Below are 24795 nucleotides of genomic sequence, written 5' to 3'. Positions count from 1 at the left end.
GATGCAGATCGACTTCCCCTACCATTTCGACGGCTCGGAACGCACCGCGCGGGCGGCCGAAGCCAAGCATGTCCGCGACATGATCGAACAGATCCTGTTCACCAACCCGGGCGAACGCGTGAACCGCCCAGAGTTCGGCGCGGGCATCCTGCAGCTGGTCTTCGCCGCCGCCAGCCCCGAGGCCGCCGCCACCGCCGAATTCATGATCCGTGGCGCGCTGCAACAGCATCTCGGCCAACGGATCGAGATCGACGCCGTCGAAACGCAGGCCGAAGAGTCCACGCTGCGCATCCGCATCGCCTATCGCCTGCGCGGCCGCGAGGGCGTGGAACTGGCCGAGTTCGAGCTGGAGACGGGGACATGATCTATCATTGTTGCGATCCCCGCCGGCGCGAACTGGTACTGGCCAACCCGCCCCTGAACGGCATCGACTTTCTCGAGGTGCTGGACGGCGAGGCCCCCGCAGACACCCCGCGCCAGCGCACCCTGTTGGTCCGCTTCCTGCGTGCCGCACCCACGTTGACGCTCGACAACCTCGAGTTGACAGGGGGCGAGCGGATCACCGATGTCGGCATCGAATGGATCACCCGCGCCGACGCACCCGACGCCACGCTGGCCGAGGCGGGGCTGATCGCCTACCTGGGCGCGCTCGACCCCGGGGTGCAGGGCGAAACGCTGGTGATCCGCACCGAAAGCCACGGCGATCACGCAACCTACACGCTCAGGTTGATCGACGCCGGCAACCCACTCTCGTCGCCTGCGGGCATCGACCGGCTGCTGGCGCAGATCGACTTTTCCTTCAAGGTGGAATGCCCCACTGATTTTGACTGCGCCCCCCGCACGGACTGCCCCGAGGACACGCCCGAGCCACCGGCGATCAGTTATCTGGCCAAGGATTACAAGAGCTTCCGCCGCCTGATGCTGAGCCGCATGGCGCAGATCATGCCCGACTGGCGCGAACGCAACCCCGCCGATCTTGGCATCGCGCTGATCGAGATGCTGGCCTATACCGGCGACCGGCTGAGTTACGCCCAAGACGCGGTCGCGACCGAAGGCTACCTTGCCACCGCTCGGCGGCGGTCCTCGGTCCGCCGCCACGCCCGCCTCGTCGATTACCGGATGCACGACGGCGGCAACGCGCGGGTCTGGGTGCAGGTGCGCCCGTTGGAACCGGCCGTCGAAGGCGGCCCCGACACCGTGGTGACCGCCGAGGCCGCCGACCTCCAATTCCTGACCCGCATCCCCGGTTTCGACCCTGTGCTGGCCCCTGCCCTGCGCGGCCGCGCCTTCGACCGCGCGCCGCAGGTGTTCGAGCCGCTCCACGGCGGCACCTTCCGGTCCAGCCATAACCGGATCGACTTCTACACCTGGGGCAGCGGCGAATGCTGCCTGCGGACCGGCGCGACACGGGCGACGCTGGCGGGCGATTACCCCCACCTCGCCCCCGGCGACATCCTGGTTTTCGCCGAACGCGTCGGCCCCCGCACGGGCCGCGCAGCCGATGCCGACCCGACCCGGCGCCACGCGGTGCGGCTGACCGCGGTGCAGGCGGGGCTGACCGACGAATTGCCGCTGGAACCCGGCGCCGACCCCGCCCCCATCACAGAAATCCGCTGGGCCGAGGAAGACGCCCTGCCCTTCCCGTTCTGCCTGTCGGCCAAGCTGGACGACGCGGCGGGCGGCGGCACCGCGACCGAGGTCTCCTGCGCGTTGGGAAACATCGTGCTGGCCGACCACGGCCGCAGCGTCGCGGCAGAGCCACTGGGCGCGGTGCCCCAGCCGCATCTCAGCATCGTGCCCGACGCCACGGGCGACCCCTGCGACCGCCCCGACCCGGTGCCCGTGCCGCCCCGGTTCCAGCCGGTCCTGAAACTCGGCCCCGTCACCCAGGCCACCGTGACCCGCGACCCGCAAACCGGCGACGCGGTGCCCTACGACCCGCTCGCCACGCGCTCGGCGCATGCCGCCATGGCACAGCCCCTGTCGACCCGCGCGCCTGCCGTAACGCTGACCGATGACGGCCCGGGCGACGACGACTGGCAGGCACGGGCGGACCTTCTGAACTCCTTTGCCGGGGACCGGCATTTCGTGGTGGAGACCGAACGCGACGGCCGCGCCCGGCTGCGTTTCGGCGATGACGCGAACGGGCGGCGGCCCAATGCCGGCACCGGATTTACCGCCGCCTACCGGGTGGGCAACGGCACCACGGGGAATGTTGGCGCGGGCGCAATCGCCCATGTCATCACCGACAAGGGCGGGATCGAGGCGGTCACCAACCCGATGCCCGCCGCGGGCGGCCTCAATCCCGAAACCATGGAAGAGGTGCGCGCCGCCGCGCCCTTCGCCTATCGCCGACAGGAACGCGCGGTGACCGAGGCCGATTACGGCGAAATGGCGCGCCGCCATCCCGACGTGCAACGCGCCGTCGCGACCTTCCGCTGGAACGGCCACGGGTACACCGTCTTCGTCACCGTCGACCGGTTCGGCGGGCGCCCCGTGACGCCCGATTTCCGCGCCGAACTGGCCGCTTTCCTCGACCGGTTCCGCATGGCGGGCTATGACCTGCAGATCGACGCCCCCCGCTTCGTCGCGCTGGAAATCGCTCTGTTCGTCTGCGCCGGCCCCGACCATTTCCGCAGCGAGATCAAGCGCGAGGTGCTGGAGGCGCTGTCCACCGCCCGCCTGTCCGGCGGACGCCGGGGTCTGTTCCATCCCGACAATTTCAGCTTCGGCGACCCGGTCTGGCTCAGCCGCCTCTACGCCGCGGTGATGGGGGTGGAGGGCGTGACCTCGGTCAAGGCCACCACCTTCCGCCGCCGGGGCACGACCGCGACCAAACCCCTGGAAGATGGCGTGATCGAGATGGGGCGGCTGGAAATCGCGCAATGCGAGAATGACCGGAACTTCCCCGAACGGGGCTCGGTCACCATAACGATGGGAGGCGGCAAATGAGCGAACCCCCGATCCGCATCGGCCACCCCGACCTGCGCGCCGCCGCCTCTGATGCCTGCGGCTGTTGCGAGGGCGTCACCCTGTCGACCGGACGGGTCCTGACGAACCGCCCGAACCTGGGCACGATCGCCTACCGCGCGGGCGAGCATGCCAGTTTCAAGGCGTCCATGCTGGCCCGCCTCGCCTCTTCGACTCTTCCGGCGCTGGCCCGCCTCGGCACGCGCGAGGACGATGATTTCACCATCGCGCTGATCGACGCCTGGGCGACGGTGCTGGACGTGCTGACCTTCTACAACGAACGCCACGCGACCGAGGCGTTCATCGGCACCGCGACCGAACGCTTCTCGATCGCCGAGATCGCCCGGCTGATCGGCTATCGCCTGCATCCAGGTTCCGCCGCCGAAACCGACCTCGTCTTCCTGATGGAGGACCCGCCGGGTGCGGCGCCGGATGTCGAGGACCTGGCCATCCCCGAAGGCACGCGGGTGCAAAGCCAGCCCGGCCCCGACGAACAGGCACAAGTGTTCGAGACGCTGGCCGATCTCGACGCCCGCGTCGCCTGGAACAAGATGCGTCCTCGCCAGAACCGCCGCGTCGCGCTCGCGCAGGGCGACACCGGCACATGGCTGGCCGGACAGGCCACGGCCCTTGCCCCGGGGGACGTCGTGCTGATCGTCCACCCGCAGCGCTTCGACACCGGCTGGCCGGGGTTTTCCACCGGCTCGACCCTTTGGCAGGTCCGGCGCCTGACCCGCGTGACCCCCGACGCCACCCTCGACCGCACCCGCATCGAATGGGCAGAGCCGTTGGGCCCGGTCAGCCCCGCGGGCGAGACCGCCCCGGTGCACAAACTCTTCGCACTGCGCCGGCAGGTCTCGCTTTTCGGCTACAACGCCCCCCACCCCGCGGTCCTGACCTCCAGCGTGCGCCGCGCTTTCGGCTATTCCGGCGGCACGGTGCCCGCGAATTCGCCCTCGCCGATCACCGGCGATCAAAGCAATGTCGGCGACTGGGATTTCCCGGTGCCGCAAACCGACGACCGGATCGTGCTGGACGCCGTGCACAAGGACTTCGTACGCGACGGCTGGGCGGTGCTGGCCAGCCCGGGCGGCACGCAGGCGCTCTATCGGATCGCGGGGGTCACGGCGGATGCCGAGGCGCGCTATTCGATCAGCGGCCGGGCCAGCGTGCTTGACCCCGACCGCAGCGGCTGGGTCGCCGCATTTGCAAGCAATTACCGCAGGATCGCCGTCCATGGCGCCAGCGAAGAACTGGCCCTGGCCGAAACGCCGCTGCGCGATTTCCTGTCCGGCACCCAGATCGAGCTGGACACCAAGGTGCCCGACCTGCCCGAGGACCGTGTGGTCTATCTCAAGGGCCGCCGCGCGCAGGTCGAGGTCGCCATCGCCGAACTGACCGTGCTGCGTGGCGACGTGACGCTCGACACCCTGCCGCGCGGCACGCGGTTGACGGTGCAGGGCGCGCTGTTCTTCCCCGCCGCGCCGATGCTGGGGCTGTGGCTGGTGACCGATCCGGACGGCCAGCTTGCGCTGACATTGGCGTGGCGCGGTTGGCTGCCCGCGGTGGCCGCCGACGGCACCGCCCCCGAGATCAGCCAGCGCAATGAGGTCAAGGAGATCGACCAGACCGACCCGCTGCGCACCACGCTGACCCTGAAATCCGCGATCCTCGCACCGATGGACCGGGCCAGCACAGTGGTTCACGGAAACGTCGCGCGCGCCTCGCATGGCGAGGCGGCCTCGGAAATCCTGGGCGCGGGCGATCCCGCGCAGCCGTTCCAGCGCTTCACCCTGAAACAGGCGCCGGTCACGCACCTTGTGGCCTCGACCGAGAACGGGGTGGCCTCGACGCTGACGCTTCGGATCGACGGGGTGGAATGGACCGAGGTGCCCGACCTTTACCAGCGCGGCGCCACCGCACGGGTCTTCGCCACGACGCTGTCGGATACCGGCGAGACTACGGTGCGCTTCGGCGACGGCATTTCCGGCGCCCGCCCGCCCGCGGGCCGCGACAACATCGAGGCCGAGTATCGCAAGGGCCTGGGCAAGGCCGGCAACGTGCGCGCCGGGCAGCTATCGCTGGCCATCGACCGGCCACTGGGCCTCAAGGACGTGGTGAACCCGATGGCCGCGACGGGCGGTGCGGATGCCGAAACCTCGGACGCGGCGCGGCGGAACGCGCCGATCCATACCCTGACCCTGGGCCGCGTCGTCTCGATCACCGATTACCGCGACTTCGCCCTGGGATATCCGGGGATCGCGCGGGCCGATGCGCGCTGGGTCTGGCAGGGCGAAACCCGGCGGATCGTGGTCACAGTGGCGGGCGATGACGGCGCGGCGGTGCCCGCCACCGGGCCGGTCTTCAAGGCGCTGCGCGATGCCTACCGCACCTATGGCGACCCGCTGGTGGGCTTCGACCTCTTGTCCTTCGCCCCTGCGAGGTTCCACCTCGGGCTCAAGGTCGCAATCGATCCCGCGCATGAGGACGACACCGTCCTGGCGGCCGTCGAGGCGGCCCTGCGCGCGGCCTATGCCTTCGACCGGCGCGACTTTGCACAGCCCGTCGCGCTGTCCGATGTCGCCGCCACGGCCCATGACGTGCCGGGCGTCGTCGCCGTCGATATCGACCGGCTTTATCGCGAGACCGGCCCCCAGACCGAGGCGACGGATCACATGCTGCTGCAATCCCGCCCGGGCCGCACGGATGAGGATGGCGGGTTGCTGGCGGCCGAAATCCTGACGCTCTCACCTGCCCCCTTCGACACGCTGGAGGTGATGGCATGACCCGGATCACGCCCCAGGCACTCTACGAGTTGCTGCCCGCGATCTACCGCATCCGGGACGCCGAGGAAGGCGGACCGCTCCGGGCGCTGGTCGACGTTCTGGCCCGCGAGGGCGCGGTGGTCGAGGAAAGCATCGAGCAGTTGCTGGACGATCTCTTCATCGAGACCTGCGCGCCCTGGGCGGTGCCCTATATCGGCGGCATCGTCGGCTACAAGGCGCTCTACCCGGTCGAGGGGCTGGCCGCGGGCAGCCGCGCCGAGGTCGCCAACACCATCGCCTACCGCCGGCGCAAGGGCACGGCCGCGGTGCTGGAGCAACTCGCCCGCGACGTGACCGGCTGGCCCGCCTCGGCGGTGGAGTATTTCCAGCGCACCGCCACCTGCCAGCACATGAACGTCACCCGCCCCGAGGCGCGGACCACGGCGGACCTGCATGCGCCGCTGGAGCTGGAACGGCTGGGCGGCGCCTTCGACATGGTGATGCGCACGGTGGACGTGCGATCCATCACCCAAGCGCCGGGGCGCAACAGCATCGGCGGGCGGCACCACCTGCCGAACGTGGGCCTCCACCTGTGGCGACTGCAGGCGATGCGCCAGGCAAACGTGCCCGCCACCCGGGTAGACGGGCGGCGCTATCTGTTCGACCCGCTCGGCGCGCCCCGGCAATTGACCAACCGGCAGGAAGCCGAGCGCGACATCACCGCGCTGGCCGGCCCCGTCAACGTCCCCGGCGCGATCACGCGGCGGATGCTGGACGCGACGCCCTCGGCCTGGGTCCGGGGCGGCGCGCCGGGGGGCCTGCGCGCCTTCGAGATCTTCGTGGACGGAACGCCCGTGCCGGTCGACGAGATCGTCGCCTGCGACCTGTCGGACGACGGCGCGGGCTGGAACCACTCGCCCCATGCCGCCGAGCCCCCGGGCAGCAACCGGCCCGTCCGCGTCGACCCCGAACTCGGCCGCCTCACCTTACCCGAGCCCGAAACGGCCGAGGTGCGCGTCAGTTTTCACACCGCCTTTCCCGGCCCCATCGGCGGCGGCGAATACAACCGCGCCGCCAGCCTGCCGCCGCCCGACGGCGCGGGCACGCTGATCCGTTTCCCCGACAGCGGGCATGCCAGCCTGCAGGACGCGCTGAACGCCATCGGCCCGGCGGGCGGGATGGTCGAGATTACAGAAAACGACGTCTACGCCGCGCCCACCACGATCACCGCCGCCGAGGGGGCCGAGATCGGGCTGCGGGCCGCGGACGGGGTGCGGGCGATCCTGCGCGGCAGCGATCCGCTGGAAATCCGCGGTGCGGCGGACAGCCGGGTCACGCTGAACGGCCTCGTGCTCGACGGCTGCCCGGTTCACATCCTGCCCGATGGCGACGGCACCTCGCTCGCCTCGGTGGACCTCGCCCATGTCACGCTGATCCCCGGCCTGTCCTTCACCGAAACGGGCGGCCCGGCCAGCCCCGGCGCGGAAAGCCTGCGGGTCGAGACGAGAGGCGTCGAACTGTCAATCCTTCGGTCGATCCTAGGCCCCGTCCGCATGACCGACACGACCAACCTGCGGTTGGAAGACAGCATCGTGGACGCCGCCACGCCCGCCCCCGCCGACAGTCCCGAAGGGCTGGCCATCGCGGGGCTATCGGGCGAGGACGATCCTGCCGGCGCGCTGACGATCCTGACCTCGACCGTGATCGGCCGCATCCATGCCCGCGCGATGCCGCTGGTTTCCGACACGATCCTCTTCGCCCGCGCAGCCCCCGGGGGCGCGCCCGTGCGGTCGGAACGGCGGCAAGACGGATGCCTGCGGTTCTCCTACGTCCCCGACGGGTCGATCACGCCGCGTCGCTTCCGTTGCCAGCCGCAACTGGCCATCGACGAGGCCATCGCCGCGCGCGCCACGGAGCTCGGCGGCCCGGTGCCGCAGGCCGAAAAACAACTGATCCGGGCCCGCATTCTGCCCTGGCTGATACCTGCCTTCACCTCGCTGTCGGCCCGCGCGCCCGCCTATGCGCAACTGCGCCGCAGCGCGCCCGCGGAGATCCGCAAGGGCGCGTCGGACGAGGGCGAGATGGGCGCCTGGCACCTTAACCACGAGCCCCAGCGCGAAACCAACCTGCGCATAAGGCTCCACGAATACCTGCGGTTCGGCCTCGAGGCCGGGCTGATCTTCGAAACCTGACCCCGGGAGGACCCGAACCATGGGCGGCGATTACAGCAAGGACAGTTTCGATGCGCTGCGCGACTATGCCGGGGTGTTCCTGCAGCAGGGTCGGCCGGTGCTGGATTCGGACTGGAACGAGATGGTGCAGGTGCTGGAACGGCGCATTCGGGCGGGCACTGTCGACACGATCGGCCGCGCGGTGGTCCCGCGCGAGACAGAGAACGCCTTCCACATTCGCCACGGCGGTGGCGGGCTCGAGATCGGGCCGGGGCGGCTTTACCTTGACGGGATGTGCATCGAGAATCACGGCGACGGGGATTTCGCACGCACTGGCGACGGGCCCGCGCCGGTGTTCGACCGCGGCACGGGCGATGCAACCGATCCCCTCGGCGTGCTGGACGAGATGACATCGGCCCCCGAAGGATATCTGTCCTACGACGCGCAACCCTTCTGGCCCGTGCCCGAGACCCTGCCCACCAGCGGCGGGCCGTTCCTCGCCTATCTGGTCGCCTGGCAGCGCGAGGTGACGCCGGTCAAGGACCCGACACTTCTGGATCCCGCGCTGGGCGGGGTGGACAGCGCGACACGTTGGCAGACGGTCTGGCAGGTGCGGCTCCTGGGCGGCATCGGCGAGGGTGCCACCTGCGCCACCCCCGACGAGGACCTGATCGGCTGGCCCGAGACCGTCGCGCCATCGACCGCGCGGCTGACCACAGGCACGGTCGACGTGGACGACCCCGAGGACCCCTGCCTGGTGCCGCCGACCGACGGTTACACGGGGCTCGAAAACCAGTTCTACCGGGTGGAAATACACCAGACCGGCCAGAACGGCGACCAGACCGACGCCTGGTTCAAGTTCTCGCGCGAGAACGCGTCCGTCGCCGCCGCCATCGACAGCTTCGCCAGCCCCGCCGACACGATCACCGTGCGCAGCATCGGGCGCGACGAGATCCTGCGCTTTCGCCCCGGCGATTGGGTCGAGATCACCGACAACCGGCGCGAGTTCGACCACCGCTCGGGCCAGATCCTGCGCGTCTCGGTGGTGAACGAGGACACCCGCGAGATCGAGCTTGAGGGCACGGTCGACCCCGACCTGATCCCCACCGGGGTCGACGGCGATACCGCGCGGGCACGCCAATCCCGCCTGATCCGCTGGGACCAGAAGGGGATCATCCGCAACGCCGCCGACAATTCCGTGTGGTGGGATCTCGACGCCGCGAATCCCGGTTCGCCCGAGGGCGTGATCCCGGTGCCGCCCGCGGGGACCGTGCTGCTGCTGGAATCTGGGATCACGGTGGCGTTCTCCACCGCCGACGGGCCCGGCCGCTACCGCGAGATGGACGCCTGGCGGTTCTGGGCGCGCACCGCCGGCACCCAGATCCAGACCCTGACCCAGGCACCGCCCGACGCGGTGCAGCGCCACTATACGCGGCTCGCCATCCTCTCCTTCCCCGACGCGCCCCCCGACGATTGCCGCACCTTCTGGCCACCCGAGATCGCGCCCGGCGAGGGCTGCGCCTGTTCGGTCTGCGTCACGCCCGAAAGCCACAACTCCGGCGCGCTGACGATCCAGATGGGGATCGAGCGCGTGGCCGAGGCGGGCGGCGGCACGGTCTGCCTGGACCCCGGGCGCTATGAAATCGGCGCGCCGATCCGGATGGAGAACCTCTTCGGCGTCACGCTCAAGGGGCACGGGATCACCACCGTGATCTCCTACCGGGGCGCCACCGCCAGCGCCATCGAGGTCGATACCTGCATCGATATCCGCATCGAGGACCTGTCGATCCTTGTCACGCCAGAAAGCGCGGGCGGCACCGGACGGCTGCCCACACCGGGGCACGGGCTGACCGCGCTGCATACCGCGACACTGGCGCTGCGCCGCCTTGCCATCGTGGTCGGCGCAACCGGCGACACCCGCCGCGACCACGGCATCGCGCTGGAAGGGCTGGTGATCGGCGCCAAGATCGAAGAATGCCTCGTCGCCGCGCCCATCGGCATCGGCTCGCCCTCTGCCATCGCGGCCTATGGCGGCGCCGGCACGGCCGCCGCCGCCGAAGAACCAGAACCGGGCTGGCTGGGTCTGGCCGAGATCAGGCTTTTGGACAATGTCGTGTTCGCCGGCCGCATGGGCATCTGGCTGGGCGGGCTCGCCTTCAGCCTCGCGGGCACCACCATGGCGCGCAACATCATATTCGGGCCGGAATCGGGCGTCGCGCTGGACTGGTTCGAACTGCCCACCGGCGGCACGGGGCTGGACGGCAACACGATCCTGTCGAACGCCAACGCCGCCATCGTCGGGGTCAACGACATCCGGCTGGCCGATAACGAGTTCAGCGGCGGTGCGGCGGCGGGCGACGGGATCATCCTGTTTCCCAATGTAGTGCCCGGCGCCCTGATCACGGCACAGATCGTCGGCAACCGCATCTCGGACCTGGGGGGCGCAGGCATCCGGATCGCGGGCGATTACGACGCGATCCTGGCCAAGCGCAACGTCATCCAACGCTGTGGAATCGCGGGAATCCTGTCGCAACCGGGCTTCAGCGGGCGGCACCTGGCCATCGAGGACAACGTGATCGGCGACATCCGCGGCGGGCCAGACGGCATCGGCGCAGCCGGCATCGGCCTGACCGGCGTGGCCGAGGGGCAGGTCCGCGGCAACTCGATCCGGGGCATCGGCCGCGAGACACCCGAAGGTTCGCAGAACGCCGGGATCGCACTGCAAGGGGTCGTCAGCATGGCGATCGAGGGCAACGCGATCTACGAAATCGGCCCCGACACCCCCAATGCATCGGCCTGGGGCATCCTGGTGCGGCCGATCTGGTTCCAGCTCGATATCTCGGGCAACCGGATCGTCGGCACCACCGACCGCGACGCCGGTGCAAATGCCTGGCGGGCGATCGAGATCGGCCAGGTCGAGGATATCGAGGCGCTTGGCCGGCTGGATGAACCTCTGGGCGATTTCGCGGGCGTGTCGGGCAATATCACCGGCGCCGCCGCCGACGATCTGGGCTTTGCCTCGGTCGAGGGCCGCGTGCTGCGCCTGACCGCACGGCGCGGGATCGAGGTGGTGCCGCTTTTACCGTTGCAGCTGGGCCTGCGCGGCAACCAGGTGATCCACTTCGCCCCGCAGCTTCATCCCGCGATCAGCATCGCCGCCCGGGGCACGGCCATGGTCGATTTCAGCCAGAACCAGGCGGATCTGCTGGGCGGCGCGAACCTGCCCGCGCAGGTCGCCATCGCCGCCCAGCGCATCACCGCCAGCGCCAACAGCCTGCGCCACCTGCGCGATACGGGGTTGTCGCTGCTGATGACGGCGGCGGCGGCGACGCCGATGGGCAACATCACCTCGGGCGGGGTGCAACTGGCACCGGGGGGCCTCCAGCCGCCCTTCGTCGCGCTGAACATCACCGCCGTCTGAGACCGGGAAAAAGGAGACCCCCCATGGCCAACAGGATCGCCAAGCTGGGCCGCGAACGCAGCCTCAAGACGCTCGCCGAACGGCTGTTCGTGATCGAGGGACCGGGCGCGGAACGCAAGTTGCGCCATGCCGAGGCCGCGCTGTTGCGTGCCAATCCCGAACTTGCCACGCCCGAAGGCTTTGCCTCGGGCAAGACGGTGATCATCCCCGGCGATATCGGGTTGATCCCCACCGACCGGGTGATCGCGGCCCGGCAAAGCGCCGATGGCCTGCTCGACGAAACCGGCACCCGGCTGGACCTTGCCGGCAAGACACTGGCCGGCCGCTATGCCGAGGGCCGCAAGCAGGCCGAGGAAACGCTGGCCCGCGTGACCGACCGCCGCCTCGTCCAGCAGATCAAGCGGGTGCTGCCCGAAGGCACCGCGATCCTGTCCAAGGCGCGCGAGACGATCGGAAAGCAGGCCGAAGAGGACAAGACCCGCGAAGAGCGCTTTGCCAAGGCGATGGAGGAGGCGCAGGCGCGGCTTGCCGCGTTGCGCGCGCTGGCCGAACGCCAGCGCTGAACGCGGCCGCCCGCGGCGGGGCGGCCGCGCCCGGGCTCACTCGCCGGGCAGGCTGCCCCGGCCGTGGCCCGCCATGCCGCCGGACACCTCTTCCGTCGCCTCCGAGGCCAGTTCCTCGGGCAGGACAAGGTTCAGCACGATGGCGATCAGGGCCGCGGGCAACAGGCCGCTGGTCATCAGGATGCGGATCGTGTCGGGCAGGTATTGCACCGCCTTGGGGTCGAGCTGCAGCCCCAGCCCCACCGACAGCGCGATCGCAAAGATCACCATGTTGCGCCGGTTCCAGTTCACGTCCGACAGCATCGAGATACCCGCCGCGACCACCATGCCGAACATCACGATCACACCGCCGCCCAGCACCTCGATCGGGATGGTGCGGATCACCGCGCCAACCTTGGGCACCAGCCCGCAGAGGATCAGGAAGATCGCGCCAATGGTCACGACATGGCGGCTCATCACGCCGGTCATGGCGATCAGGCCCACGTTCTGGCTGAAGGACGTGTTGGGCAGCGCCCCGAAAATGCCCGCAACCGCGGTGCCGACCCCATCCGCATAGGTCGCCCCCTGGATTTCCTTGTCCGTCGCCTCGCGCCCGGCGCCGCCCTTGGTGATGCCCGACACGTCGCCCACGGTTTCTACCGCCGAGACAAAGGCCATCAGGCAGAACCCGATCACCGCCGCCAAGCTGAACTCGAACCCGTATTTGAACGGCAGCGGCACCTCGACCAGCGCCGCGCGGCCCCAGCTGGTGGTGATGGCCTCGACCGAAACCATGCCCATCACCAGCGCATAGAGATACCCCGCCAGAATGCCCACCACGACCGCCGAAACCGACAGCAGACCCCGGGCATAGAATTTCAACCCCAGCGTGACAAAGATCACCACCAGCGCCGCCGACCAGTTGAGCAGGCTGCCATATTCCGGCTGGTCGATGGCCGGCACCCCGCCCGCGGCATACTGGATGCCGACCTTGACCAGCGCCAGACCGATCATCGTGACCACAAGGCCGGTGACCAACGGCGGCAGGGCAAAGCGGATCTTGCCGATGAAGGTGCCGAGGAAGGCGTGGAACAACCCGCCCAGCAGCACGCCGCCGAACAGCGCGGGCAGCGCGTCCACACCCTTGCCCGCCACCAGCGGGATCATGATCGGGATAAAGGCGAAACTGGTACCCTGCACGATGGGCAGCCGCGCACCGACCGGGCCCAGGCCGATGGTCTGGAACAGCGTCGCGATACCGGCGAACAGCATCGACATCTGGATCATGTAGGTCATGTCCGGAAAGCCCTGCGCGCCCGCGTCCGAGCCGAAGCCGAACCCCGCCGCGCCCGCGATGATGATTGCGGGCGTCACGTTCGACACGAACATCGCCAGCACATGCTGGATGCCCAGCGGCACCGCCTTGTGCAGCGCGGGCGTATAATTGGGATCGCGGAGCTGTTCCGGCGTCCCGATGGAACTGTCTGCCATCGTCCTTCTCCCTGTTTTTGCGCGCCCCGTCAGGCGGTAACGCGGATGGGCCGGCCCAGGCGGTGCTCTTCCAGGTTTCCTCCCTCCCCGATGCGGTCGATGACCGCGAAGAGGCCGGAGCCGGCAATCGGGCACAGAACGCCATGCCAAGTGTTCCGTGCGATGTTCACGCTTTGGTGATCCTCGGCAACGAAGGCCACGGGCGTTCCCGGCGCCCCGCCCTCATCTGGCGCAACAATGATCAGAAATCGCGCGCCCTGCATCGGAATGAAGCATTGCGAACCCAAGGGGTGCCGCTCCAGCAGCCCACACTCGTAGGGCAGCGCACGAATTTCGGCGGCGAAAAGGCTAAGGCCATGCCGGCCATCAACGATGTCGAAGCGTGCCAGGTCGGTATAACGGCGGCAGGCGCCCTCGTTGATGGTCACAAAGGGGCCGCCCGTTTCGATCACCTCGCCGAAGGGGGCGAAGGCCGCGGCGGTCAGGGGCTGGGCGCGCAGATCGGTCATCCGCCCGGCGCCAGCGCGGGATGCCGGTTCACGTCCTTGTACAGCAGATACCGGAACCGCCCCGGCCCGCCCGCGTAACAGGCCTGTGGACAGAACGCGCGCAGCCACATGTAATCCCCCGCCTCGACCTCGACCCAGTCGCGGTTCAGCCGGTAAACGGCCTTGCCCTCCAGCACGTAGAGCCCGTGTTCCATCACGTGGGTTTCCTCGAACGGGATCGAGGCGCCCGGTTCCAGCGTGACGATGTTCACGTGCATGTCGTGGCGCAGGTCGTCGGGGTCGACAAAGCGGGTGGTGGCCCAGCGGCCATCGGTGCCCGGCATGCCCACCGGCGCCGTCTCGGAATCGCTGGCAAAGACAGGATCGGGGGCGTCGATCCCCTCGACCGCCTGGTAACGCTTGCGCAGCCAGTGGAACCGCGCGGGCGCCTCGCCCAGCGCGCGCAGGCGCCAGCCACAGCCCGGCGGCAGGTAGGCATATCCGCCCGGCTCGACCAGGTGCGCGATCTCGCCCAGCGCGATCTCGATGGCGCCCTCGGTGACGAAGATCACCGCTTGGGCCCCGGGGTCCGGCTCGGGCCGGTCACTGCCGCCGCCCGGCGCCACCTCCATCACGTAATGCGCAAAGGTTTCGGCAAAGCCGGTCATCGGCCGCGCGATGATCCAGGCCCGCGTCTGGTCCCAATGCGGCAGCGCGCTGGTGACGATGTCGCGCATCACGCCCCCCGGGATCACCGCATAGGCCTCGGTGAAGACGGCGCGCCCGGTATGCAGCGCGTCCTGCCCGGGCAGGCCACCCTTGGGCGCAAAATAGGTCGGATGGGTCATTCGGGCAGCATCTCCCTGAGGCGATGAAGGGCGATCCGTTCGACCTGGGCGCAGGCCTCGGCGAACTCGGTCTCGGCGTCGTTCTCCAGCCGCCGTTCAAAGGCCGCCAGGATCGACGCCTTGTCGTGGTCGCGCACCGCGATGATGAAGGGAAAGCCGAAGCGGCCGGTATAGCGGGCGTTCAGGTCCTGGAACCGGGCGCGCTCGGCATCGGTCAGGGCGTCCAGTCCCGCGCTGGCCTGTTCGGCGGTCGACTCGGGCGTCAGGCGGCGGGCCTCGGCCAGCTTGCCGGCAAGATCCGGGTGGGCCTTCAGCACGTCCAACCGCTTTTCGGGCGGCGCCATGCGGAAGATACGGGCCAGCGCATTATGCACCCCCAGAGCGCAATCATGCGCCGGTCCCAGTTCCAGCCCGTGCGCCTCTTCCGCGATCCAGGGCGAATGCTCGAACACGCCGCCGAACCGCGCGACGAAGGCCTCGCAATCCATCTCGGACGGCCGGTCCAAAGCCTGCGGCGGATGGGTCGCCGCCCAATGCCGCGCGATGTCGATGCGCCGCGCCACCCAGACATCCTCATGCCCCGCCACGTAATCCAGGAACCGCTTCAGCGCCTGCGCCCGGCCCGGCCGACCCACCAGCCGGCAATGCAGGCCCACCGACATCATCTTCGGCGCACCGGCGCGCCCCTCCTCCAGCAACAGGTCGAAACTGTCCTTGAGATAGGCGAAGAACTGGTCGCCCGAGTTGAACCCCTGCGGCGTCGCGAACCGCATGTCATTGGCGTCCAACGTGTAGGGCACGACCAGTTGATGCCGGTCGCCGACCCTCATCCAGAACGGCAATTCGTCGGCGTAACTGTCGGCAACGTATTCGAAACCGCCATCCTCGGCCGCCAGCCGCACGGTCTGCATCGAACAGCGCCCGGTGTACCAGCCACGCGGCGCCGCGCCGGTGACGGCCACGTGCAGGCGCTTGGCCTCTTCCATATGCGCCCGCTCGTCGGCCTCGGAATAATCCTTGTACTCGATCCATTTCAGGCCGTGGCTGGCGATCTCCCACCCCGCCGCTTGCATCGCCGCGACCTGTTCCGGCCCGCGCGCCAGCGCGGTGGCGACACCGTAGACCGTGACCGGCATGGCGCGTTCGGTGAACATCCGGTGCAGCCGCCAGAACCCCGCCCGCGCGCCATAATCGTAGATCGTCTCCATGTTCCAGTGGCGCTGGCCCTGCCAGGCCGCGGCACCGACGATTTCCGAAAGGAACGCCTCGGACGCCTCGTCGCCATGCAACAGGCAGTTCTCACCGCCCTCTTCGTAGTTGATGACGAATTGCAGCGCGAGCCGGGCGCCCCCCGGCCATTTCGGATCGGGGGGCGTCGGGCCATACCCCCGAAGGTCGCGCGGATAGCGTTTCATTGGTTCTTCCCTCGCATCACTTTCGCATATTCCAATAAGGCCCCGCCCGTCTTTCAAGGAAATCCTGAAAGTGTTTCGGGGACTGGGGCGTTTATATTGGCGTCAGGCTCGGCCATGACCGGTAAAACGGCAAGGGAGGCATTCGATGCCCGGATATCTGACGACCCATGTTCTGGACACCGCGCGCGGCTGCCCCGCGGCCGGCCTGCGGATCGAGCTGTTCCGGCTCGATGGCGAGACCCGCGCGCGCCTGGCCGAGATGCGCACCAATGCCGATGGCCGCACCGACGCCCCGATCCTGCCCGAAGCGGCGTTCGCCCCAGGCACCTATGAACTGGTCTTCCACGCAGGCGATTACCTGCGCGGGCTGGGGCTTGCCGCCGACTTCCTCGACGTGATCCCGCTGCGGTTCGCCATGGCCGCGGCGGATCACTACCACGTGCCGCTGCTGCTCTCGCCCTACGGTTACTCCACCTATCGTGGCAGCTGATAAACCCGCTCGCGGCGCTTCAGCTCGGCCTTGATCCGCTCGGCCATGAACTCGATGAACAACCGGCTTTTCGGGTCCTGGTTACGCTTGTGCGGAAACAGGCAGGCAAGCTGTGCATCGGGCGGCGGCGTCGACTCGGCGACCGGGACCAGCGCACCGCTTGCAAGGTGCTCGGCCACGTCGAAGGCGGGCTTCATCACGATCCCCCGCCCGTCCAGCGCCCATTCTGTCAGCACATCGCCATCGTCACAGGCATAAGGCCCTTTCACGTCGAATCTCCGCAACCCCTCGGGCGTTCTCAGCGTCCAGCGGAACTCGGTCGAACCGGGGAACCGCAGCAACAGGCATTCGTGACCGTCGGCCACCAGCTCCGCCCCGCTTTTCGGCATGCCCCGGCGCGCGATATAGGCGGGGGCGGCGCACAGGACCCGGGGGCAATCGGCCAGCATCCGAACGCGAAGCCCGGAATCGGGCAACTCCCCCAGCGCAAAGCTGACATCCAACCCCTCGCCCGTGACATCCACCTTGCGGTCCGACAGCCGCAGGCGCACATGCACCTCGGGGTAATTTTCATGGAACTGCGCGACGTTGGGCGCGATCAGGCGGCGGCCCACCCCCAGCGGCGCCGAAACGAAGATCGAACCCCGCGGGTTCAGCGTCACCTCGTGCACCGCCGCCTCGGCCTCTTCCAGCGCCTCGATCACCTTGACCGCCTTGGGGTAATAGATGCGCCCCTGCTCGGTCGGCTGGATCGACCGCGTGGTGCGGGTGAACAGCCGGATCCCCAGATGCCGCTCCAGTTCCGCGATCCGCGACGAGGCCACCGCGGCCGACACCTGCAGGTCACGCGCCGCCGCCGACATGTTTTCCAACTCGTAGACGCGGACGAACATGCGGATATTGTTGAGGCTGGTCATAACCGGATTGTTCGGATCTTTTTGAAACTGATCGGGATAATCAGGAATTATCAGAAAGCCCCGCCCGCGTATAGCGTCCCGGCAACACCGCAAGGAGTGCCCCCATGTTCGAAACCGCGATGATCCTCGACTGGCTGGAATTCGCCGTCCGCTGGCTTCACGTCATCACCGGCATCGCCTGGATCGGGTCGTCCTTCTATTTCATCGCGCTCGACCTTGGCCTGACCAAGGCCGCCCACAGCCCAAAGGGCGTGCTGGGCGAGGAGTGGCAGGTGCATGGCGGCGGTTTCTACCATATCCAGAAATACACCGTCGCCCCCGACCACATGCCAGACCACCTGACCTGGTTCAAATGGGAGGCCTACTCGACCTGGCTTTCGGGCTTTGCGCTGCTCGCGCTGGTCTACTGGCTTGGAGCGGAACTCTACCTGATCGACTACACCAGGATGGAGTTGGCCCAATGGCAGGCCATCGCCATTTCGGCGGGATCGCTGGCGCTGGGCTGGGTGCTGTATGACCTGCTGTGCCGCAGCCCGCTGGGCCGGAAACCCACCACGCTGATGCTGATCCTCTTCGCGATTCTCGTCGCGATGTCATGGGGATACACGCAAGTCTTCACCGGGCGCGCCGCCCTTCTGCACCTGGGCGCCTTCACCGGCACGATCATGGTGGCGAACGTCTTCCTGGTGATCATGCCGAACCAGCGCGTCGTCGTGGCCGATCTCAAGGCCGGCCGCACCCCCGACCCGAAATACGGGCAAATCGCCAAGCTGCGCTCGATGCACAACAACTACCTGACGTTGCCGGTGATCTTCCTGATGCTGTCGAACCATTACCCGCTGGCCTTCGCCACCGAGTACAACTGGATCATCGCCAGCCTGACCTTCCTGATGGGCGTGACGATCCGGCATTATTTCAACACGATGCACGCGCGCCAAGGCCGCCCGAACTGGACCTGGGGCGCGACGGCGGCGGTGTTCCTGGCCATCATGGCGCTGTCGGCGGCACCGATGACCAAGGACGCCGCGCCCATCGAAGACGCCGCCCTGCCCGGCCACCTGCAACCCGCCGTGGCCGCCCCCGGCTTCGACGAAGTGCGCGAGATCGTGGCCACCCGCTGTGCGATGTGCCACGCGGCCGAACCGCTCTGGCCCGGGCTCGCGACCGCGCCCAAGGGCGTGCATCTGGAAACCGACGCCCAGATCGCGGCCCAGGCGAAACGCATCTACCTGCAGGCCGGCGTCACGCATGCCATGCCGCCGGGCAACATCATGATGATCGAAGAGGCCGAGCGTGCCCGGATCGTCGCCTGGTATCGCCAGATCGGCGCGGCGCGTCAGATGGCCCAGGCACACTGACCAGGCCCGACGGCCGCATCCCGAACGCGCCCCTAGCCCAGTTCCAGCGTCGCCACCGCCGACACCACCTCGCCACGTGAGGGCGCCGCGCCGCGATACATCCGCGCTGTCTCGAAGACCGGCACCAGCCCCAAACCCGCGCAATGGGCCCCCAGCCAACGCTCGCCTTCGGGCACGTCGATCATCACCGGCGCCTCGCCGGTCGCCACGCCAGCCGCCTCGATCAGCGCCGCGGCGACCGCCTCGTTGCGCGCCACAAGCGGGCCGATCTTGAACCCTTCGCGGCATTTCCGCACCGTGACGAACCCCGTCGGCTCGCCCTCCTTGCGGGCCACCAGCGTCTTGCGCGTCGCGGTATCGGTCAGCCACGCGCCCAGGAACCGCGGCTTTTCGTACCCCGTCGCCCGCGCCTCCATCGCGATCAGGGCGCCGCGCTCGCGCGCGCCGACCGGACCGTTCCCGGAATGGAACGCACCGGGCAGCACGCCGGCATACCGCACCGTGCTGCCGGCCCGCACGAAACCCGACTTTCGGTAATTTTCCTGCTGCGCCGCGACCCCGTCCAGCCCCACGGCCCGCGCGCCGGCATGACCCAGCGCATGGGTCCAAAGCGCATGACCGATCCCGCGCCCGCGGTAATCCGGGTGGCACAGGTACAGGCCCAGGAAGGCCAGCGCATCGGTATGGTTGACCACCGAAATCGCCGCGACCGCGCGCCCCTCCACCTCGGCCACGAAGAACCCGCCCGCGTCAGTCGCGTGGAACGGGTCGGCATCGTCAAGCCCCGGGTTCCAGCCCTCGTCCGCCGCCCAGCCCAGCACCCGGTCAAGCTCGCGGCGGGTCATCTCGCGCAGTTTCATTCGCCCTCCAGCGCCTCTTTCAGCGACCGCGGCTGGGCCGGCGCCTCGCGCAGGTCCAACGAGGACAACAGGTCCAGAAGGTGGCCCTTCATCAACTCCTCGGCGCGCGGCCCGTCGCCATCAGCCAGCGCCCCGATCAGCGCGTCATGGGCGTGGCTTTCACACAAAGCATTGCGCCGCCGCCAATACAGCGCGATCACCAGCGACGACCTCGAAATCAGCTGACCGATGAACTCGGCGATGGTGGCCTGGTCGGCGATCCGCGCGATTTCCAGGTGGAACTGTCCCGACAGCCGCAGCGCCTGGCCGTCCCGCCCGTCCGCCAGCGCGGCATGTTCCTGCTCGATATGGCGGCGCAACTGCGCGATGTCCTCAGGATCGGCGCGCAGCGCCGCGGAATGGGCGGTGCGCGGCTCCAGCAGCGCGCGCGCCTCGAAAACCTCGCGCGCCTCGCGCACCGAGGGCTGCGCGACGAAGGCGCCGCGATGCGGTTCGATGGCAACCAGTTGATCATGGGCCAGTTGTTGCAGCGCGGCACGCACGATGGTGCGGCTGACACCGAAGATCTCGCCGACCTCGTCCTCGTTCAGCTTCATGCCGGGACCGAGGCGATGTTCATGGATCGCGCGCGTCAGGCTGTCGGCCACGTCCCGGGCCCGCGACGGCGCGCGGCTGTCCTTCCCGGCAATGGTTCTGACCTCGTTCACACCGAACTCTCCGTGACTGCCCTTCTTTTGGCGAAACCCGGTAGGGCGCACAAGATTCGGCAGGCCCGACCGGATTGCGGACAAGATCGTATACAATCCATGACCGATCATGAGACAAATCTGTCCACGTCTGCCCAATTCGCAGGCAGTCGCGCAGAAATCGCCGGGCCGCACCGGGCCGCCCCATTCCCTCCGGGGCCATCGCGGCGAAACGTAGGGCAGACACGCTGAGAGGACCCGCATGCGCTCGGACCTTGACCTGGAACTTGTCGCCCTGACCAAACGCTACGGCACCACCGTCGCGGTGGATGCGATTCAACACCTGTTCCATGCCGGCAGCTATGCCTGCCTGCTGGGGCCCTCGGGCTGCGGCAAGTCCTCCACGTTACGCATGATCGCGGGCCACGAAGAGGTCAGCGACGGCGCCATCGTGCTTGCCGGCCACGACATCGCCCACCTTCCCCCCGCCAAGCGCGGCACGGCGATGATGTTCCAGAACTACGCGCTGTTCCCGCATCTCAGCGTGATCGACAATGTCGCGTTCAGCCTGAAAATGAAGGGGGTCGAGAGGGCCGAACGTAGGCGCCGCGCGGGCGAGTTGCTGGACCTCGTGCACATGACCGATTTCGCCGAACGCCTGCCCGCACAGCTGTCGGGCGGCCAACAGCAGCGCGTCGCCCTGGCCCGTGCGCTCATCACCGATCCGCAGGTGCTGTTGCTGGACGAACCCCTCTCCGCGCTCGACCCGTTTCTGCGCGTTCGCATGCGCTCCGAGTTGAAGAAACTGCAACGCGAGCTGGGGATCACCTTCATCCACGTCACCCACGGCCAGGACGAGGCGCTGGCACTCGCCGATGAGATCGTGGTGATGAACAACGCCCGCATCGAACAGGCCGGCCCCGCGCGCGAGGTGTTCAACGCGCCGAGAACCGAATTCGTCGCCCGCTTCATGGGGGGGCACAACGTGATCGCCCTGCCCAAGGGGCATTTCGCGATCCGCTCCGACCAGGTGACGGTCACGCTCCCCGACCAGGGCAAGCTGGAAGGCCGCGTCACAGGCCTCGAATACCAGGGCGCCAGCGTCGCGCTGACCCTGATGACCGCAGGCGACCAGGAGATCACCGCCGTTATCCCCGAAGACCGGTATTTCGCCAAACCCATCCAGCCCGGTGACGGCGTGGGGCTGAGCTGGGACGACACCAACCTTCACGCACTGACCGCCTGACCTGACAGTCCAACACGGGAGACCACGCATGACCGACCAGACGAAACCCGGCCTCAGCCGCCGCAGCCTGCTGAAAGGCGCCGCCGCGGGCGTCGCCGCCTCTGCCTTCCCCGCGCCGATGATCTGGGCGCAGAACATCAAGGACATCACCCTGCGCCAGTTCGGCACCGGCGTGTCCAACCTCAACGAGGTGGCGCAGAAGGTGAAGGAGGACCTGGGCTTCACGCTGGAGATGACCGCGCTCGACTCCGACGCGGTGACCCAGCGCGCCGCGACCCAGCCCAACAGCTTCGACATCGCCGATATCGAGTACTGGATCTGCAAGAAGGTCTGGCCCACCGGCAACCTGCAGGCGATGGATACCAGCCGGATCAAGAACTATGACAAGATCGTCGGCATCTTCCGCGACGGGAAACTGACGCCCGACTCGACCATCGCCCAGGGCACCGCGCCCCATACCGTGGGCTTTACCTCCGGGCCCGGCGGCACCGATTTCGTGGCCGAAGAGTCGGGCTGGATGACCCTGATCCCGACGATCTACAACGCCGACACGCTGGGCATCCGCCCCGACCTGATCGGCCGCCCGATCGAAAGCTGGACGGAACTGCTGAACCCCGAGTTCAAGGGCAAGGCCTCGATCCTGGATATCTCGGCCATCGGCATCATGGACGCCGCCATGGTCTGCGAGGCGATGGGCGAGATCACCTATGGCGACAAGGGGAACATGACGCGGGAAGAGATCGACAAGACCATGGCGATCTTCACCGAGGCCAAGAAGGCCGGCCAGTTCCGCGCCTTCTGGAAGACCTTCGACGAGTCCGTGAACCTGATGGCCTCGGGCGAAGTCGTCATCCAGTCGATGTGGTCGCCCGCGATCACCGCGGTGAAATCGCGCGGCATCCCCTGCGTCTACCAGCCCCTGAAAGAGGGTTACCGCAGCTGGGGCGGCGGGATCGGCCTGTCCAAGAACCTGTCCGGAATGGAGCTGGATGCCGCCTACGACTACATCAACTGGTATCTCGACGGTTGGGTCGGCGGCTTCCTGATGCGCCAGGGCTATTACTCGGCCGTGCCGGAAACCTCCAAGAACTACATGACCGAGAACGAATGGGGCTATTGGTTCGAGGGCAAGCCCGCGACCGAGACCATCACCAACCCGTTCGGCGACCCGATGGCCCAGGCCGGAGAGGTCCGCGACGGCGGCTCGTTCTACGACCGGATGGGCGCCGTGGCCTGCTGGAACGCCGTCATGGACGAGAACCAGTACATGGTCCGCAAGTGGAACGAGTTCATCGCCGCCTGACGGCATGACCCAGCGGCCCGGCCGGGGCACGACCCTTCCGCCCCGGCCGGGCCTGCCCTTCCCCGTTTGTCGGGGAAGGGCGTCTTTTCCCGAACCAGACGGGGGCGGCCATGGCCACGCCACTCAAGAACCGACATCTGGCCGGCTGGCTGCTGGCCTCGCCGATGGCATTCGTTCTGTTGTGTTTCCTCGTGCTGCCGATCGTGATGATCGTGGTGGTCAGCTTCTGGGGTGCCACGGAATTCTCGATCTACCCGGCCTTCCAGTTCGACAATTACGAATTCCTGCTGACTTCGCCGGTCACGTACTCGGTCTTCCTCAACACCTTCAAATACGCGCTCGTCACCTGGGCCTTCACCCTCGTGATCGGCTTTACCGTCGCCTATTTCCTGGCCTTCCATGTCCGAAGCCTGACCTGGCAGGTCGCCCTGTTCCTGCTTTGCACGATCCCGTTCTGGACCTCGAACATCATCCGCATGATCTCGTGGATCCCGTTTTTGGGGCGCAACGGGCTGGCCAACTCGACGCTCATCTCCTGGGGGGTGATCGACGAGCCGCTGGACTGGCTGCTGTTCAGCGATTTCAGCGTGATCCTCGCCTTCGTGCATCTTTACACGCTGTTCATGGTGGTGCCGATCTTCAACACGATGATGCGGATCGACAAATCGCTGATCGAGGCCGCCTATGACGCGGGCGCCACGGGCTTTCAGACCCTGACCAACGTCATCATCCCGCTGACGAAACCCGGCATCATGATCGGGTCGATCTTCGTGGTCACGCTGGTGATGGGGGACTTCATCACCGTGCGGTTCATGTCCGGGTCGCAATCGGCCAACGTGGGCCGGCTGATCTCGAACGATATCGGGCTTTTGCAATATCCCTCGGCGGCCGCCACCGCCGTGATCCTTCTCATCACCGTCCTGATCGTGATCGCAACCCTTCTGCGCTTCGTCGACATCCGGAAGGAGCTGTAACCGATGGAGAAACGCTCCCGCGCCTTCTACGTCCTCGCCGCCTTCTTCGTGCTGTTCCTGCTGTTCCTCTACGGGCCCATCATCACCATCGGCATCCTCAGCTTCCAGGGGCCGCAGGGCGGGCTGACCTTCCCGATGAACGGGGTGTCGCTCTACTGGTTCCGCGACCTGTTCCAGGAACAGGCGGTGGGCGATATCTGGGGCAGTTTCCGCCGCTCCTTCGCGCTGGGTCTGATGGTGATGGTCACGACCGTCGTGGTCTCGGTCATGGGTGGGCTGGCCTTCCGCAAGCGGTTCGCGGGCTCGGCGGTGCTGTTCTACCTCGTCATCACGTCGCTGGTGATCCCCTCGATCCTTGTCTCGCTGGGGGTCGGGCTGATCTTCAGCCAGTCGGGTCTGGACGTGCATTGGGCCACCAGCGGGTTCGGGTCGCAGCTGACATGGACCCTGCCCTTTGGCCTGCTGATCATGTTCGCCGTCTTCAACCGCTTCGACAAAAGCTACGAGGAGGCCGCGCGAGACCAAGGGGCGTCGCCCTGGCAAACCATCCGCCACGTCGTCCTGCCGATCATCGCGCCGTCGCTGATCGGGGTGGCGCTCTTCGGCTTTACCCTCTCCTACGACGAATTCGCGCGCACCCTGCTGACCGCGGGCAGCTACAACACCCTGCCACTGGAAATCTACGGGATGACCACCAACGTCACCACGCCGGTGATCTTCGCGCTGGGCACGCTGACGACCGCGTTTTCCTTCCTCGTGATCGCGGTCTTCCTGCTGACCGTCTGGGCGATGAACCGGCGGCGGGCGCGGCAGGGCTCGGATGCCGGGCAGGGCATGGTCTAGACCGCCC

At 68.0% G+C, this 24795-nt stretch carries 19 protein-coding genes; 12 read left to right on the top strand and 7 right to left on the bottom strand.

The annotated features are described in order from the left end of the window. Window position 1: 1 nt before the first annotated feature. Genes EV662_RS08780 through EV662_RS08755 form a run of 6 tightly spaced genes read left to right on the top strand, consistent with a single transcriptional unit; the run spans window position 2 to window position 11890 of the window. Window positions 2–364 carry a GPW/gp25 family protein gene (locus EV662_RS08780; RefSeq protein WP_132461789.1) on the top strand — a complete coding sequence of 121 codons (363 nt, stop codon included), beginning with the start codon at window positions 2–4 and terminating at the stop codon, window positions 362–364. Further along, window positions 361–2952, top strand: a complete 2592-nt coding sequence (locus EV662_RS08775; protein ID WP_132461788.1) for a putative baseplate assembly protein — start codon at window positions 361–363, stop codon at window positions 2950–2952. Before EV662_RS08780 ends, EV662_RS08775 begins: the two co-directional genes overlap by 4 nt. Beyond that, window positions 2949–5756 carry a putative baseplate assembly protein gene (locus tag EV662_RS08770; protein WP_132461787.1) on the top strand — a complete coding sequence of 936 codons (2808 nt, stop codon included), beginning with the start codon at window positions 2949–2951 and terminating at the stop codon, window positions 5754–5756. Before EV662_RS08775 ends, EV662_RS08770 begins: the two co-directional genes overlap by 4 nt. Beyond that, the gene (locus tag EV662_RS08765) at window positions 5753–7927 is read left to right on the top strand and encodes a hypothetical protein (protein WP_132461786.1); all 2175 of its coding nucleotides are present in this window, start codon (window positions 5753–5755) and stop codon (window positions 7925–7927) included. The genes EV662_RS08770 and EV662_RS08765 overlap by 4 nt, the downstream gene beginning before the upstream one ends. Before the next feature lie 19 nt (window positions 7928–7946). After that, window positions 7947–11327, top strand: coding sequence for a DUF6519 domain-containing protein (locus EV662_RS08760; RefSeq protein WP_132461785.1), 3381 nt, complete (start codon window positions 7947–7949; stop codon window positions 11325–11327). Between the two features lie 23 nt (window positions 11328–11350). Beyond that, a complete protein-coding gene (locus EV662_RS08755) occupies window positions 11351–11890 on the top strand; it encodes a hypothetical protein (RefSeq protein ID WP_132461784.1) in 540 nt (179 codons plus the stop codon). A gap of 36 nt (window positions 11891–11926) precedes the next feature. Here the strand turns inward: EV662_RS08755 and EV662_RS08750 are convergent, their stop codons facing one another. The 4 genes from EV662_RS08750 to puuE are packed head-to-tail and all read right to left on the bottom strand — an operon-like array spanning window position 11927 to window position 16111. Further along, entirely contained in the window at window positions 11927–13360 is a 1434-nt protein-coding gene (locus EV662_RS08750; RefSeq protein WP_132461783.1) for a uracil-xanthine permease family protein, read from the bottom strand. Between the two features lie 29 nt (window positions 13361–13389). Beyond that, window positions 13390–13869, bottom strand: a complete 480-nt coding sequence (locus EV662_RS08745; RefSeq protein WP_132461782.1) for an ureidoglycolate lyase — start codon at window positions 13867–13869, stop codon at window positions 13390–13392. Next, the gene (locus EV662_RS08740; protein ID WP_132461781.1) at window positions 13866–14696 is read right to left on the bottom strand and encodes a bifunctional allantoicase/(S)-ureidoglycine aminohydrolase; all 831 of its coding nucleotides are present in this window, start codon (window positions 14694–14696) and stop codon (window positions 13866–13868) included. The genes EV662_RS08745 and EV662_RS08740 overlap by 4 nt, the downstream gene beginning before the upstream one ends. After that, on the bottom strand, window positions 14693–16111 hold the full coding sequence (puuE, locus tag EV662_RS08735) for an allantoinase PuuE (protein WP_132461780.1): 1419 nt from the start codon (window positions 16109–16111) through the stop codon (window positions 14693–14695). Before puuE ends, EV662_RS08740 begins: the two co-directional genes overlap by 4 nt. Before the next feature lie 145 nt (window positions 16112–16256). On the opposite strand from puuE, the gene uraH reads away from it, so the two are divergent. Next, on the top strand, window positions 16257–16601 hold the full coding sequence (uraH, locus tag EV662_RS08730) for a hydroxyisourate hydrolase (protein WP_132461779.1): 345 nt from the start codon (window positions 16257–16259) through the stop codon (window positions 16599–16601). On the opposite strand, the gene EV662_RS08725 is transcribed toward uraH, so the two are convergent. Then, window positions 16586–17518 (bottom strand): LysR family transcriptional regulator, encoded by a 933-nt coding sequence (locus EV662_RS08725; protein ID WP_132461778.1) that lies wholly within the window; start codon window positions 17516–17518, stop codon window positions 16586–16588. The two genes, uraH and EV662_RS08725, sit on opposite strands and share 16 nt — an antisense overlap. Window positions 17519–17622: 104 nt before the next feature. On the opposite strand from EV662_RS08725, the gene EV662_RS08720 reads away from it, so the two are divergent. Next, window positions 17623–18876: a urate hydroxylase PuuD gene (locus EV662_RS08720; protein ID WP_132461777.1), complete on the top strand. Its 1254-nt coding sequence runs from the start codon at window positions 17623–17625 to the stop codon at window positions 18874–18876. A 32-nt stretch (window positions 18877–18908) separates the two neighbouring features. Here EV662_RS08720 and EV662_RS08715 read toward each other — a convergent pair whose 3' ends face one another. Together EV662_RS08715 and EV662_RS08710 are read right to left on the bottom strand one after the other, a co-directional pair. Further along, window positions 18909–19736 (bottom strand): GNAT family N-acetyltransferase, encoded by an 828-nt coding sequence (locus EV662_RS08715; RefSeq protein ID WP_132461776.1) that lies wholly within the window; start codon window positions 19734–19736, stop codon window positions 18909–18911. Next, window positions 19733–20443 (bottom strand): GntR family transcriptional regulator, encoded by a 711-nt coding sequence (locus EV662_RS08710; RefSeq protein WP_425057003.1) that lies wholly within the window; start codon window positions 20441–20443, stop codon window positions 19733–19735. The genes EV662_RS08715 and EV662_RS08710 overlap by 4 nt, the downstream gene beginning before the upstream one ends. A gap of 241 nt (window positions 20444–20684) precedes the next feature. Here EV662_RS08710 and EV662_RS08705 point away from each other — a divergent pair, with 241 nt between their 5' ends. The 4 genes from EV662_RS08705 (at window position 20685) to EV662_RS08690 (ending at window position 24788) form a co-directional block, all read left to right on the top strand. Then, on the top strand, window positions 20685–21668 hold the full coding sequence (locus EV662_RS08705) for an ABC transporter ATP-binding protein (RefSeq protein WP_132461774.1): 984 nt from the start codon (window positions 20685–20687) through the stop codon (window positions 21666–21668). 28 nt (window positions 21669–21696) lie between these two features. Further along, on the top strand, window positions 21697–22971 hold the full coding sequence (locus tag EV662_RS08700; protein WP_132461773.1) for an ABC transporter substrate-binding protein: 1275 nt from the start codon (window positions 21697–21699) through the stop codon (window positions 22969–22971). Between the two features lie 110 nt (window positions 22972–23081). After that, window positions 23082–23945 (top strand): ABC transporter permease, encoded by an 864-nt coding sequence (locus EV662_RS08695; RefSeq protein WP_132461772.1) that lies wholly within the window; start codon window positions 23082–23084, stop codon window positions 23943–23945. A 3-nt stretch (window positions 23946–23948) separates the two neighbouring features. Beyond that, on the top strand, window positions 23949–24788 hold the full coding sequence (locus EV662_RS08690; RefSeq protein ID WP_132461771.1) for an ABC transporter permease: 840 nt from the start codon (window positions 23949–23951) through the stop codon (window positions 24786–24788). Window positions 24789–24795: the final 7 nt, after the last annotated feature.

This window comes from Rhodovulum marinum (assembly GCF_004343075.1).
Classification (GTDB): domain Bacteria; phylum Pseudomonadota; class Alphaproteobacteria; order Rhodobacterales; family Rhodobacteraceae; genus Rhodovulum; species Rhodovulum marinum.
This window is presented reverse-complemented; position numbering and strand designations above follow the sequence as displayed.